7 protein-coding genes are annotated in these 14,292 nt (G+C 52.7%); 6 read left to right on the top strand and 1 reads right to left on the bottom strand.

Annotation, left to right across the window (positions count from 1 at the left end):
- Positions 1-20: 20 nt before the first annotated feature.
- Positions 21-2,858, bottom strand: coding sequence for a glycosyl hydrolase (locus C7120_RS02085; RefSeq protein WP_107620180.1), 2,838 nt, complete (start codon positions 2,856-2,858; stop codon positions 21-23).
- Between the two features lie 179 nt (positions 2,859-3,037).
- Here C7120_RS02085 and C7120_RS02080 point away from each other — a divergent pair, with 179 nt between their 5' ends.
- The 6 genes from C7120_RS02080 (at position 3,038) to C7120_RS02055 (ending at position 14,277) form a co-directional block, all read left to right on the top strand.
- Complete coding sequence (locus C7120_RS02080; protein WP_107621349.1) at positions 3,038-3,817, top strand: ZIP family metal transporter; 780 nt, start codon at positions 3,038-3,040, stop codon at positions 3,815-3,817.
- Between the two features lie 605 nt (positions 3,818-4,422).
- Positions 4,423-7,629: a TonB-dependent receptor gene (locus C7120_RS02075; protein ID WP_107620179.1), complete on the top strand. Its 3,207-nt coding sequence runs from the start codon at positions 4,423-4,425 to the stop codon at positions 7,627-7,629.
- Between the two features lie 23 nt (positions 7,630-7,652).
- Positions 7,653-9,437, top strand: a complete 1,785-nt coding sequence (locus C7120_RS02070; RefSeq protein ID WP_107620178.1) for a RagB/SusD family nutrient uptake outer membrane protein — start codon at positions 7,653-7,655, stop codon at positions 9,435-9,437.
- Positions 9,438-9,762: 325 nt separating this feature from the next.
- Entirely contained in the window at positions 9,763-12,465 is a 2,703-nt protein-coding gene (locus tag C7120_RS02065; protein WP_107620177.1) for a DNA gyrase/topoisomerase IV subunit A, read from the top strand.
- Positions 12,452-13,261 carry a DUF3316 domain-containing protein gene (locus C7120_RS02060; RefSeq protein ID WP_107620176.1) on the top strand — a complete coding sequence of 270 codons (810 nt, stop codon included), beginning with the start codon at positions 12,452-12,454 and terminating at the stop codon, positions 13,259-13,261. Before C7120_RS02065 ends, C7120_RS02060 begins: the two co-directional genes overlap by 14 nt.
- The gene (locus tag C7120_RS02055) at positions 13,258-14,277 is read left to right on the top strand and encodes a S41 family peptidase (protein ID WP_107620175.1); all 1,020 of its coding nucleotides are present in this window, start codon (positions 13,258-13,260) and stop codon (positions 14,275-14,277) included. The genes C7120_RS02060 and C7120_RS02055 overlap by 4 nt, the downstream gene beginning before the upstream one ends.
- Positions 14,278-14,292: the final 15 nt, after the last annotated feature.

Below are 14,292 nucleotides of genomic sequence, written 5' to 3'. Positions count from 1 at the left end.
TTTCAGAGAGGAGAACTTTCTTATCTGTATATCTTCACGCCTCCCAGGATGCCCATTGGCTTGGGCTTGTGGTTTCGCTTGATGACGAAGCGCTGGGCAACCTTGTTGTCCTTCAGGGTCTGCATGTAGTTGTCCATCAGCGTGGTTACCTTCACTTGGATGGTGTTCTCGCCCTTGCGCACGAACTTCGAGATGTCAAAGACCTTGTCGCCATACCAGCGGAGCCCCGCATATTTTCCGTTGATATATACTTCGGCAGTCTCGCAAACCTTTCCGAGATTCAGGAAGCGGGGCATCTGGATGCCGTCGGCAATGAACCTTGCCGTGTAGGTGATGTCGCCCATGAAGGATTTATGTTCTGTCTCGAGCAGGTCCTGCGGCTGCTCCATATCCATCTCGGAGATAGAGTCTGTCAGGGCATGGTGCAGTACGAGGTGCCATCCGATGATTTCCTGTGTGTCGGTGCCTTGCAGGGGGAGAGGCTTCTGTTCGTTGCCGCCCCTCGCGTGGTTGAATACCAAGAGTACGCTCTCCGACGGACGCAGTAGCAGATGGAGGCTGTTTCCGTTGAGTCTTACGCGGTACCGCTTGCCGTCCGTAGCGTCGTATCGCCACAGGTTTCTGCCGTTGACAAGTTCGGAGGGAAACACAATGTCTGTCGTGCGCTGCTCGTTGATGTTGGCATTCATGAGGAAAAAGATGTCGGAACCGTCATCTGCCTTATAATGATTTTGCAAGAGGAAGCGGTCCGGGCTCTTGATGGTGATGGCATGGGGCAGGCCGTATTGCCTCATCACCTGTTCGTACCACTCCAGATAGCGGCCGTCTTGCGGCTTTTCGAGCAGGATAAAGCGGTCGGGATATTGCTTCAGTTCCTCGACGGTAGTGTGGATTTTGCGGTCGCGAGCCTTATAGTCGTGCAGTCCCAATGAGCGGTCGGGATAGCAGCCAATGCAGAAGACCCTTCCGCCACCCTTTACAAACTCCATGATTTTATCGAGGGCCTCCTGCGTGGTGCCCTTCACCTCGGGCAGGATAAGCACCTTGTACGCCTTGTTGCCATAGCAGAGGTTCCCGTCTTTGACGCTGCAGTCTTTCAGAATGAGTTCCGAGAGATAGTCGGCACCTCCTCCTGTCTTGTGTATAGCCTCCCAGATCAGGGAAGTGTATTCTACATTCAGGTTGTGCGGAAAGGGTTCTGTCTGCACCCCCAGCTCACTCCACAGGTCGCCGTTGGCGGGCAGTATGGCGATGTCGGTCTGCATGTCGGCGTTCTGCAGCAGGCTCGAGGTGCGAGCCCTGTAGAGGTTCAGGTTCTTCCAATAGGGAAACCATGTGTTATGCTCGTTGTAGTAGCTGCCGTATTGCACCCATCCGGGGAACTCAACATCTAAGGGGGAATAGTTGAAACCGTGCCAGATGGAGTGCGTGATGCCCGACATGGCGTTCATGTCCGACCCCACCTTGAGCAGCTCCAGAGAAGTCTCGAACACCCTGTAGGTATTTGTCATCTCCTCTGCACTGATGAGGCGCTTGCCCTGCAGGTGTGCCGCCGACGATACATATTTATTGATCATCGTGTAGGCGCGCCCTCGCCGATAGTCGGAATCGGGCATTTCCTCGCCGACGCGGTGCCTCAGATAGTTGGTGGTCCACGATTCCCCTTCCGGGATGTCGACCTCTAAAGACCCTTCTTCGATGAACATTCCCCGGCCATAGGCTTCTTCCCTTGACTTGACACCGAGGTCGCGGCACCATTGGCTGAAGGTTAGGGAATAGTTTTCTCGCAGGAGTTCAGCCTTGGTCAGTTCGAAGTCGAAGCGTACGCGGTTGGTGATTTCCTTGAATTCCTTTCCTTTTTTGGCCCCAAAATTATAGTCCAACACATCGCCAAGCCTGCCCACTTTAAACATCAGGAACGGCAACCAGGGCTTTACATCATAGCCTCTGCGCTTCAGGAATTCTTCTTGGAAGTTGTGCGTCCAATTGCATCCTTCCAATTCCTTGCCGTCTACGAAAAAGGCACGCAAGTGCTTTGAAAGTGGACCGAGGCGCTTTTGGATGGTGTTTGACATGTTGTCAAGGTAGCTCTTCACTGCTTTAGCGTCCATGTGATTCAGGATGGAACCGGCTGCGCCGGGAGCTCCATTAATGACCGACGCAAACGATTCGTAGTGAACGAGAGCGTAAAGCAGGTGTTTACCTTTCGGCACATCTATTCTAAGCACTCCTTTCTCCACCTTGTCTGTTACATCGATGGCATCGCTAAGACTGTTTATCGGGTCAGGCACGATGTATGCAGAGACGAGGCGTGGGTTGCGGCATGGGTTTGCCACAGTTACTGTAGGGTCTATTTGCCTGAATATTTCGTATTCCGAAATCTCGTTTTTCTGACCCCCGTTAACAGGTATGGCAGCTGTAAGAAGTACTGAGGCTCTCTCCTCTCTGGGAAGATTCTCCGCGCCAAAAGGCCATCCGGAGCCCACGATGAGGTCGCAAGTCATGCCGAGGCGATCGGCCTCGTCGAACACGATTTTCAGCATGTCTGTCCACTCGTCGCTAAGCCATTCGAGGGTTTTATGCCCGTGGCGGTCGGCTCCATAGGGCATTGAGATGGGGTTGATCTCCACTCCCCCGATGCCCGCGTCTTTCAGTAGGCGGAGCTCCCTGATAAGTTCTTGGGCCTCGACGGCGTCTCCGTTCCACCACCATCTTACGAAAGGCTTGTATCGGTTGCCGGGATTCTGAAACTGGGCATAAAGTGCTTTCTCGCCGAGAGGCTTTCCTGCCTTTGCCTGTGTGCCGACAAGGGTAATCGCAAAGGTAATCGCAATATACAAAATAATGTTCTTTTTCATGATATGTTTGGTTTTGCCGCAAAGGTACGAAAACCGCTTGAGATATGCAACAGGATTCCGGCAAAAAAAAGAAAAAAAAGACGGAAGCAGGGCTTGGGCTATCTTCCTTTTCTCTTTCTTCCTGCTATTTTTTCCCTGTATTTCTTCCTCCTTTCTGGAATTTTGCTTACCTTTGCCGCATGTCTGGAGTTTTTCTTACTCTGCTGATACCCTTCCTCGGCACGACGCTTGGTGCCGCGTTTGTGTTTTTCATGAAGGACGAGATGTCCCCGCGCTTGCAGAAATCCCTTCTGGGCTTTGCCTCGGGCGTGATGGTGGCCGCTTCCATATGGTCGCTCATCATCCCGGCAATGGAGATGTCGGCCGACATGGGCAAGCTGCGCGTCATCCCTGCTGCCGTTGGAATCCTGTCGGGCATGGGCTTCCTGCTCCTTATCGACACGCTCACGCCCCACCTCCATATAGGCAATTCCCATCCGGAGGGTCTGAAGGCCCACATCTCCAAGACGGCCATGCTCACCCTTGCCGTTACCATTCACAATTTCCCAGAGGGGATGGCGGTCGGCGTGGTCATTGCCGGAGCCTTGCAGGGCGGCGAATGGATATCTGCCGCGGGAGCGATGGCAATGTCGGTCGGTATTGCCATCCAGAACATTCCGGAGGGCGCCATCATCTCCATGCCGATGAAGGCGGCAGGCGGCAGCCGGATGAAATCATTCCTCATGGGGACGCTTTCCGGAGCCGTAGAGCCGTTGGGGGGCGTCCTCGTCATCCTTCTGGCATCGCTCGTGCAGCCGGCCTTGCCTTATCTGTTGGCTTTTGCGGCCGGTGCCATGTTCTATGTGGTTATCGAGGAGCTCATCCCCGAGGCGTCGGAGGGCGAGCATTCCAATCATTCCACGATAGGTTTTGCCATCGGCTTTGTCCTCATGATGCTGCTTGATGTTATCCTCGGATAGGCCGGTCTGATGGCTGCTTGCCGCTTTCCGCCCGCCGGCTCTCCGCCACACTTTTTTCTGATAGCCGTCAGGAGGCTGACGAAATCGGCGAAATCGTGGAACAAAATCGCCGATTTCGTCGGACTATCTCGCCGATATTGTCCCGCTGTTGGCCATGTCCGGCCTTCGGGTTTCTCGCTGTCCGTCGGCCGGTCTGCCGGATATGCCGTCGTGGCTTCGGGCAGACGCTGGCTGCCTTTCCTTCTATTTGTACCGTGAAAGCTAAAAGAGTAAAATGTTTTCATCGGTTTTTGGATGCGAAGAAAAGTGATTTCTGCTTCTGAATTCTTCTTCTATAGCCTGTTTTCATTCTGTTTCTCGGCAGGCTGTTTTTGAAAAATTAGCGTAAAAAAGTATAATAATGCGAAATTGTATTGAAATTTTTACGAAGAGCGGCAGCTGTGTTTTAATAAAGTTGTAGGATGGTTTCTTAATAATAAAAATCGTTTTTTTTTGTTAACGAGCGATTGGCCGGACTTGCCGTAAGAAAAAATTTTCATATATTTGACTCAATAACAGACAAAGTTTAGACCTTGTAAAGTTTATGAATTTAAAACCGTACTATTATGCCTAACAAAGTACAATCTCGCAATGTGTTCACGAGTCTCTGTGCCTGGAGCAAGTTTTTTGCAGGATTAGGGCTGCTGGCCCTCCTTGCGATGCCGCTGTCAGCCCATGCGGATGCCGTGAACGCTGCAGTAAATGTTGCTCAACAGAGCAATGAAGTGAAAGGTTTGGTTACCGATAATCGGAGCGAACCTCTTATTGGAGTAACGGTTACGGCAAAGGGAACCTCTGCCCGTACTGTTACGGACATTAATGGAGAATTCACCATTAGTGCCCCTGCTGAATCTATTTTGGAATTTTCCTATGTCGGTTATAAGACCAAAGAAGTGAAGGCATCTGCCCGCATGTCGGTGGTTTTGGAAGAAAACAGCGAGTCATTGCAGGAGGTCGTCGTGGTCGGTTACGGCACACAGAGGAAGGCAAACCTTACTGGTGCGGTGGCGCAAGTCGGCGGCGAGGTCTTGGAGAACCGCCCTATCAGTGATATCGGGCAGGGACTTCAAGGCGTCATACCTAACCTGAACATTACGATGTCATCGGGTGGGGCACCCGGCGCGGGGTCTAAATTCAACATCCGGGGAACCACCTCCCTCAATGGCGGCAGTCCGTTGATCTTGGTGGATAATGTGCAGATGGACGCAAATCTCGTGAATCCTGACGACATAGAGTCCATCTCCGTGCTGAAGGACGCGGCCTCGGCAGCCATCTATGGAGCAAGGGCTGCCTACGGCGTGATTCTCATCACGACGAAGAAAGGCAGGAACAATACGAGGCCGGTGGTCAGCTTCAATGCCACGGGATATTGGCAGCGGCCGGCGGTGGAGGCTCATAATGTGGGTTCTATCGATTACCTTACCATGATAGACAAGGCCTACCAGAACAGCGGCGGCAGCGGTCATTACTTTAACCAACTGGTATATGACCACGCAAAGGCTTACATGGACGGCACCTATGACTCCCCCGTGTTCTTCGATCCGGCCTATAGCTCGTTCAAGTATGGCTACTGCGGCAATACAGACTGGTGGAACGAACTTTACAAGACCTCGTTCTCGCAGATTTATAATGCGAGCGTGAGCGGAGGCAACGAACGCACCACCTACTACGCCTCGCTTGCTGCCAACAGCCAAGGGGGCATCCTGAGAGCCGCGGACGACTCCTATAAGAAGTATAATGCCAACATCAACATCGCTACGGATGTCGCTAAATGGCTGAATGTCTCTGCCAAGATTACCAATACTTACACCACGGAGCTCCATCCTACGGGCGGCACGACTCCCATGAACGCCACTGCTTATTCCGGCATCTCTGCCTACAGCGGCATGATGAAGGCCGACTTGAGTCCTCTCATGCCGGTGAAGCACCCCGACGGGTACTATGCCGGGCAGGGTAGCTTTACCAATCCTGTGGCGTTGCAGGCTCAGGGTGGCAATGCGCGCTATAAGCAGAACGACCTTTGGATGACCGCTGCCGTGAGGCTTACTCCCATCGAGGGCCTCGTGGTCAATGCGGATTATACCTGGAATCATTTCGGAGCTCATTCCAAGCAGCATGTCAGGAACTTCTATGACTATACGGCGGTGCCCGGAACGGAGAACTTCTATCCCTGGACGAACCCCAGCAGCGTAACCTTGACTAATCAGGATAATTATTATCAGTCGTTCAACGCGTTTGCGGAATATTCATTCTCTCTCGCGCGGAAAAGTCATAACTTCAAGGTTATGGTAGGCTACAACCAGGAGAAAGAGCATACGGCCTATCACTATGTGGGCAGGAAGAATCTTATTAATCCGGAAAATCCCGCCATAAACCAGGCTACGGGCGACATCCTTACCGATGGCAATGAGAGCCAGTGGGCGGTGAATGGTGTCTTTGCCCGCATCAACTATAACTTTAAAGACAGGTATCTTTTCGAGTTAGACGGCCGGTATGACGGGTCTTCTAAGTTCAAGAAAGGCGAGCGCTACGACTTCTTCCCCTCCGCTTCAGCGGCATGGAGAATCTCGGAGGAAAGCTTCTGGAGTCCCTTGAAAAGTTGGTGGGACAACATGAAGATACGCGTCTCCTATGGATCGTTGGGCAATCAGGCCGTAACGAGCAACTTCCCCTATCTCGCTACCTATGGTATCAACACCCGCTATAACGCACTTCTGGGCGGCTCGTTGCCGGTGGCCATCACGGTGCCGGGCCTCGTGAGCCCGTCTTTCACATGGGAAAGCGTGCACCAGATAGACTTCGGTTTCGACGCTTCTTTCCTGAGAAGCCGGTTGAATATGTCGTTTGACTGGTACCGTCGGGATACGAAAGACATGCTGACTTCGGGCGAAGTGCTTCCCTCCGTGCTTGGAACGAAGGTGCCATTAGAGAATGCCGCTAATCTGAAAACCGTGGGATGGGAGCTCTCCTTGGAATGGAACGACCGGCTTGCCAATGGCCTTTCCTATCATGCGAGGGGTGTTCTTTCCGATTATCAGTCTACCATTACCAAATACAGCAACCCTACGGGGTTGATTTCCCAATACTATGTAGGGCGGAAAATCGGTGAGATATGGGGCTATGTGTCAAATGGACTGTTCCAGACAGACGCCGAGGCTCAGACCATCGACCAGTCTTATCTCTACGGGGGACACTGGACGGCAGGCGATGTGAGGTATGAGGATCTTGACGGCAACGATAAAATCAACATCGGAGACAATACTTTAAGCAAGCCCGGCGACCGCAAGATTATCGGCAACGATACGCCGCGCTTTGCCTTCGGCGTTACGCTGGGTGCAGAATACAAGGGCTTCGACCTCAATGTCTTCCTGCAAGGTGTCGGCAAGCGAGACTACATGTTGGGCGGTCCTGCCTTCTGGGGATTCACCGATGAGTGGGAAACGCCGTTGACCAATAACCTTGATTACTGGACGGAAGACAATCCCGGCGCCTACTTCCCGCGGCTGGGATGGGCGAACGAAGGCAACCGGCAGACATCCACGCGCTATCTGCAAGATGCAAGTTATTGCCGCCTGAAGAACATCACTCTTGGCTATACACTGCCCAAAAAGATAACTGGCAAGTGGGGCATCAGCCGTCTGCGACTCTATGTCGAGGGTGAGAACCTCTTTACGATAACCGACCTTATGGACGGTTTCGATCCTGAAACTCTGGGAACTATGACCTATCCGATCAACAAGAAGATTGCTATTGGTCTTAATCTGACATTCTGACAACTTCTAAAAAGATATTTCCTATGAAATTCAAACATTATATTTATTTGTTCCTTATGGCAGGGACGCTCTGGGCTTGCAAGGACTATACCGACCTGGCTCCTATGGATTCCTTCACGGATGAAACCTATTGGAACACGCCAAACGACCTGAAACTCTATGCAAACGGGCTGTATGGCTTGCTAAGCAGTCCGAATCCCAGCCTCGACGGAGAGAGTGATAACTTCGTTACCACCAATTACAGCTCCTATCTTTTCAATGAACTTACGATTCCGGAAGAGGCTCCGGGCGCAACGCCTGCCGTTACATCCTATAACAAATGGTATTGGGGAGATGTGCGGAGCTGTAACTATTTCCTCAAGCGTTATAGCCGCGCAACGGGATCGGAGGCGGAAATCAACCGGTATGTAGCAGAAGTAAGGTTCTTCAGAGGCCTGGTTTATTTTGACCTCATCAAAGCTTATGGCGATGTGCCATGGTATGACAAGGACCTCCAGACTACCGATCGGGAAGAACTGTACAAGGTTCGTGATAACAAGGACGAGGTCTTGGGGCATGTGATTGAGGACTTCGAGTATGCCATCGAGCACCTGCCGGAAAAGTCGCTGGCGGAGAGCGGCCGCCTGAACAAGGATGCAGCACGGACACAGTTGGCTCGGATATGCCTTTACTTCGGCACCTATAAGAAGTATCATCATGAGGCCGGGACGGGCAGCCTGACCTCCCAGACCCTGCTTGAGAAGGCCGTGACGCTGACCAATACCATCATCAGCTCCGGTAACTATGATATCGTGAAGGGAGAGGACAGCGGTTGCGACCAACTTGCCTACGCCGGTTATCCTCTCTATTATTCCAATCTCTTCACGCAGGAAGATCTTTCTTCGAACAAGGAATGTATCTTGGCACGCTTCTACAAGGCCAATGTCCTTACGCATCAGCTGGGTCGGCAGGTGCAGGAGCATGGGCTCGGTTTGAGCAAAGATTTCGCGGAGTCGTTCTTGATGAAGGATGGGACACCCATCTATAATACTGGCTCTGGCTATCATGGCGACGAGGATATGGACGCGGAGCTTGCCGATCGCGACCCTCGTATGTATCAGATTATAGATAACAACCATCGCCCTTATTATGTGCGCAATGGGGAAAGGATACAGAATGAACTGGCCAACGCCGTGGGATCCAGCAAGGGCGTTACCGGCTACCAGTGCGCGAAGTTCCATGCGGCCAACACCACACAGCAGGAGGCAAACAACTCCACCTACGACTGGTTTGTCTATCGTTATGCGGAAGTTCTTCTGATTAATGCCGAAGCCAACGCCGAACTTGGCACTTGCACGCAAGAGGTGCTCGACAAGACGGTCAACAAGCTGCGCGACCGTGTGGAGATGGTCCACCTTACCACTTCTCCCGTTGCCGACGCACGGCCTATAGACTATGGGTATACGCTCTCCAACCTCCTCTATGAGATTCGCCGTGAACGCCGCATTGAGCTCATAGCCGAGGGTTTTCGCATGGACGACCTGAAGCGCTGGAACGGAATGAAGGTGATGGAGAATCCCAAAACCATGTTCGGAATAAAGATTACGCCTACGGTCATAAGCCAGTATCCCGCCAATACATTTACAGGTGAGAATGCGCGGCCTACCATCGACTATCAAGGAGCAAAGTACCTATATCAATATAAGGCTTCCAAGTCGCTCGATGATGCCGGCCGTAAGTGGTCTGACAAAGACCGCCGTTGGTTGCTTCCCATACCTACGCAGGAACTTACGCTGAACAAAAAACTTGGCCAGAACCCAAACTGGTAAGTACAATTGTGCCATAGAGGACCGGCCGTCGTCAAGAGAATGGCCGGCCCTTTTCGTTTTCTCTCCCTGCTCCGGGTAGCTCTTATGCCCCTTTTAGCGGTCTCTCGGAATTATGTCGACGGCTTTCCGGATCAGTCTCTGCAGCCGAAACTCGGCATTTCAATAACAGAAACAAGTGCCCAGAACGATATCTCTACCCGGGGCGGATTCTTTAAAGATCTCCTGCGTAGACCTTGTGGGCTACCTATTTTTATGGATTCTTGTCGGGTTTTCTTGCCATTCTGTGAAAAAATGCTTATCTTTGCCCGACAAACCTACTTCATATATGGACGACGAGAAGACTTTTGACGACAATACGCAAGAAGAGGAACTGGAGGTAGACCAGCATTCCGACTACAGGCCTGCCGATCGGTTTGATGCCTCGGCGGTGCATCATCTGAGCGGAATGTACAAGAACTGGTTCCTCGACTATGCCAGTTATGTCATCCTGGAGCGGGCGGTGCCCCACATAGAGGACGGTCTGAAGCCCGTGCAACGCCGCATCCTGCACTCCATGAAGCGCATGGACGACGGGCGATACAACAAGGTGGCCAATATCGTGGGCCATACCATGCAGTTTCATCCGCACGGCGACGCTTCCATCGGAGACGCCCTGGTGCAGATGGGACAGAAGGATCTGCTCGTAGACACGCAGGGTAACTGGGGCAATATCCTGACCGGCGACCGTGCGGCCGCTCCCCGATACATCGAGGCAAGGCTGTCGAAGTTTGCATTGGAGACGGTGTTCAACCCCAAGACCACGGAGTGGCAGCTCTCCTACGACGGACGAAACAAGGAGCCCATTACGCTCCCGGTGAAGTTCCCCCTGTTGCTTGCGCAGGGTGCGGAGGGCATCGCCGTGGGGCTGAGCAGTAAGATACTGCCGCATAACATGAACGAGATTTGCGATGCCGCCATCAGTTATCTTAAGGGTGAGAAGTTCCAGCTTTACCCCGATTTCCCCACGGGAGGCGCGATTGATGTCTCGAAGTACAACGACGGACAGCGTGGCGGCGTGCTCAAGGTGCGTGCAAAGATTGAGAAATTAGACTCCAAGACGCTCGTCATCCGCGAGATCCCGTTCGGCAAAACGGCCATCTCGTTACAGGAAAGCATCACGAAGGCAGTGGAGAAAGGCAAGCTGAAGATTCGCAAGGTGGAAGACATGACGGCCTCGGAGGTGGAAATCCAGCTCCATCTGGCTCCCGGCGTGTCGAGCGACAAGACGATGGACGCGCTCTATGCCTTTACCGACTGTGAGACCAACATCTCGCCCAACTGCTGCGTGATAGAAGATAACAAGCCGCAGTTCCTTGCCGTCTCAGATGTGCTCCGCCACAGCACCGACCGCACGATGGGGCTGCTGCGCAAGGAGCTCCTTATCCGCAAGGGGGAATTAGAGGAGCAGCTCTTCTACAATTCGCTGGAGCGCATCTTCATAGAGGAGCGTATCTATAAGGAAAAGAAGTTCGAGACCGCCCCCAATCAGGATGCCGTGGTGGAGTTTATCGACACAAAACTGGAGCCTTTCAAGAAAGACTTTATCCGCGAGATAACGCGCGACGATATCCTGAAGTTGCTTGAAATAAAGATGCAGCGCATCCTGAAGTTCAACAAAGACAAGGCCGACGAGTTGCTTGCGAAGATAAAGGCGGAAATCGCCGACATCGATAAGGATCTCGGGCAGATGGTGAAGGTTACCATCGACTGGTTTAAATACCTGAAGCAGAAATACGGCGGAGACCACTTGCGCAAGACGGAGATTCGCAGTTTCGATACCATTGAGGTTACGAAAGTGGTCGAGGCCAACGAGAAACTCTATATCAACCGACAGGAAGGATTCATCGGAACAGGCCTGAAGAAGGACGAATTCGTATGCAACTGTTCGGATATTGATGACATCATCCTCTTTTATCGGGATGGGAAATACAAGGTGGTGAAGGTGGCCGAGAAGCTTTTTGTGGGCAAGGGAGTCATCTGGGCTCAGGTTTTCAAGCGCAACGACAAGCGCACGATATACAATGCCGTGTACCGCGATGGCCGCAAGGGCTTTTACTATATCAAGCGATTCAATGTGCCCACGCTTATCCGCGACCGCGAGTATGACCTCACGCAGGGCAGGGATGGGTCGAAGGTCATGTACTTGACGGCCAATCCCAACGGCGAGGCCGAGGTCATCAAGGTTACGCTGGAGGCAGATGCCGCGAAGAAGAAACAGAACATCTTTATCGAGAAAGACTTCTCGGAGGTGATGATCAAGGGGCGTGCCTCCAAGGGAAACATCCTCTCTAAGAAGCCCGTGCACCGCATCTCGCTGAAGAGCCACGGCCATTCCACCCTCGGGGGACGCAAGGTTTGGTTCGATCCTGATGTGCGCCGCATCAACTATGAGGAGCATGGCCGTTTCCTCGGAGAGTTCAACGACGGAGAACACATCCTCGTAGTACTCGCCGGCGGAGAGTTCTACTTCACCAATTTCGACCCGAACAACCACTATGAGGGCGATATCAGGATTCTTGAGAAGTGGGATGAACATAAGATATGGACGGCCGTCTTGCGCGATGCCGACAACCAGAACCGTGTGTATGTGAAGCGATTCTGTATGGAATATGCGCGTAAGCCCCAGAACTATCTTGGCGAGAATCCGGACAGCAGGCCGATTCTGCTTACGGATCAGGCCTATCCGAGGCTCCTTGTCCACTTCGGAGGGGCAGACAGCGGGCGGCCCGATTTGGAGATAGATGCCGATGAGTTCATCGCCCTGAAGAGCGTGAAGGCTCACGGCAAGCGGCTCGCCCAATGGGAAGTGAAGTCCGTGGAAGAGCTTGAGCCTCTTCGTTTCCCCGAGCCGGAGGCGTCTCCGGAGGAAGAGGATCCGGCTGATGACGCGGAGGAAAACCTCGATCCTGACGCCGGGAAGAGCCGGCAGCAGATCATAGATGAGATGACGGGACAATTAAGCTTATTCCCCGAAGATGAAGAACAATAAGAGATATGTCTGTATTCTGGCAGCTCTTGTGCTGATGACGGTGTCCGCCGTGGCGCAGGAGGGCCGGATCATCACCAATTCCAAGCTTCTGGGAGTGGGAGCTACGAATATTCTTGACACTTATCTTTCTCCTGAGAAGTATAACGGAACGGAGCTTCGCTATATCTCGCATACCCTTCGCGAGCACGAGGGGAAACGCCTTTATCGCGAAATCATCCATCAGGGAAATGTGGCATATGCCGACAACAGGGCGGGCAATGGCAGCGAGATGGCGGGCATGTACAACTTCCAGTATGGCTGGCACTATAGGGTGCTGTCGCTGGAAGCCGACAGGCTGACCCTTGGAGTGGGAGGAAACATAGACGCAAACCTTGGGTTCATCTATAACACTCGTAACTCCAACAACCCCGCGCAGGCCCGTCTATACCTTAACATCACCCCGGTGATAGAAGCCGCTTACAGGTTTTATATCAAAAACAGCCCTCACACCTTGCGCTATGAACTGAGTGTGCCTCTGCTGGGAGTGATGTTTTCACCTAACTACGGCCAGTCGTATTACGAGATATTCTCGCAAGGCAACTACGACCATAATGTCGTTCCCACTTGGATGGGCAATGCACCGTCGTTGCGGCAGCTGCTCACTTTCGACTTTACGCTTTGGGGCACCACCTTCCGGGTGGGCTATCTGGGCGACTTCCAGCAGGCTAAGGTGAACGGTCTGCGTAGCCATGTCTATACCAACAGCCTCGTCGTCGGCGTAACCAAACGATTCCAACTCATCAAGATGCGGCCATGAAGAAAAGTCTTTTATACCTCATGTTGCTCCCGATGTTGCTGGGCCTTGCGGGATGTGTAGACGAGGAGAACCATGCCGACACTCCCCAGGGCAACTTCGAGGCTCTCTGGAACATTATCGACCAGCGTTATTGCTTCCTTGACTATAAGGCCAAGGAGTACGGACTGGACTGGGCGGAAGTCTACCAGCGTTATTCCAAGATGATGAATGCCGGTATGACGGAGTCGCAAGTCTTCGAAGTGTTGTGCGATATGCTGTCCGAACTTCGGGACGGGCATGTGAACATCTATTCAAGTTTTGATGTGGCGCGCAACTGGAGCTGGCATGAAGACTATCCGAGCAACTTCTCCGACACGCTTTTCAACAAGTATATCGGTACGGATTACCGCATTGCGTCGGGGATGAAATATCGCGTACTCGACGACAATATAGGCTATCTGCGCTGCGAAACCTTTGTGAATGCCATCGGGAGCGGCAACATGGACGAGATTCTCCTCTATCTCGCGCCTTGCAACGGCCTCATCATCGACCTCCGTAATAATACGGGCGGCATGATCTCCAGCGCGGAGAAACTGGCGGCAAGGTTTACTAACGAGGAGATTCTCGTGGGCTATATGCAGCATAAGACGGGAAAAGGGCATAGTGATTTCTCGGCAATGAGGGAGCAGATTCTCAAGCCATCCAAGGGAGTGAGATGGCAGAAGCGGGTGGTGCTGCTCACCAATCGCTCGGTCTACAGTGCCGCCAATGAGTTCGTGAAATACATGAAATGCTGTCCACAAGTAAAGGTCGTGGGCGATAAGACCGGCGGCGGGGCAGGCATGCCGTTCTCAAGTGAGCTGCCGAACGGTTGGGGCATCCGCTTCTCCGCGTGTCCGATGTACGACAGGCAACAGCAGAGCACCGAGTTCGGAATCAACCCCGACTACAAGGTCAGCCTCACCCAAGAGGACTTCCGGCGAGGCCGGGACACCCTCATCGAATATGCCCGTAGGCTGCTTAAAGACGAATCATAATACCATTTATAATCA

The sequence above is a fragment of the Prevotella sp. oral taxon 376 genome (assembly GCF_003043945.1).
In the GTDB taxonomy this organism is placed as follows: Bacteria; Bacteroidota; Bacteroidia; order Bacteroidales; family Bacteroidaceae; genus Prevotella.
The sequence above is the reverse complement of the archived record's forward strand: the minus strand, read 5'-3'. Positions and strand labels throughout refer to the sequence as shown.

What these genes read in the sequence shown, in the direction of transcription:
- C7120_RS02070 (WP_107620178.1), top strand. Translation starts at nt 7,653, where the DNA reads ATGAAATTCAAACATTATATTTATTTGTTCCTTATGGCAGGGACGCTC.
- C7120_RS02075 (WP_107620179.1), top strand. Translation starts at nt 4,423, where the DNA reads ATGCCTAACAAAGTACAATCTCGCAATGTGTTCACGAGTCTCTGTGCC.
- C7120_RS02060 (WP_107620176.1), top strand. Translation starts at nt 12,452, where the DNA reads ATGAAGAACAATAAGAGATATGTCTGTATTCTGGCAGCTCTTGTGCTG.
- C7120_RS02055 (WP_107620175.1), top strand. Translation starts at nt 13,258, where the DNA reads ATGAAGAAAAGTCTTTTATACCTCATGTTGCTCCCGATGTTGCTGGGC.
- C7120_RS02065 (WP_107620177.1), top strand. Translation starts at nt 9,763, where the DNA reads ATGGACGACGAGAAGACTTTTGACGACAATACGCAAGAAGAGGAACTG.
- C7120_RS02085 (WP_107620180.1), bottom strand. Translation starts at nt 2,858, where the DNA reads ATGAAAAAGAACATTATTTTGTATATTGCGATTACCTTTGCGATTACC.
- C7120_RS02080 (WP_107621349.1), top strand. Translation starts at nt 3,038, where the DNA reads ATGTCTGGAGTTTTTCTTACTCTGCTGATACCCTTCCTCGGCACGACG.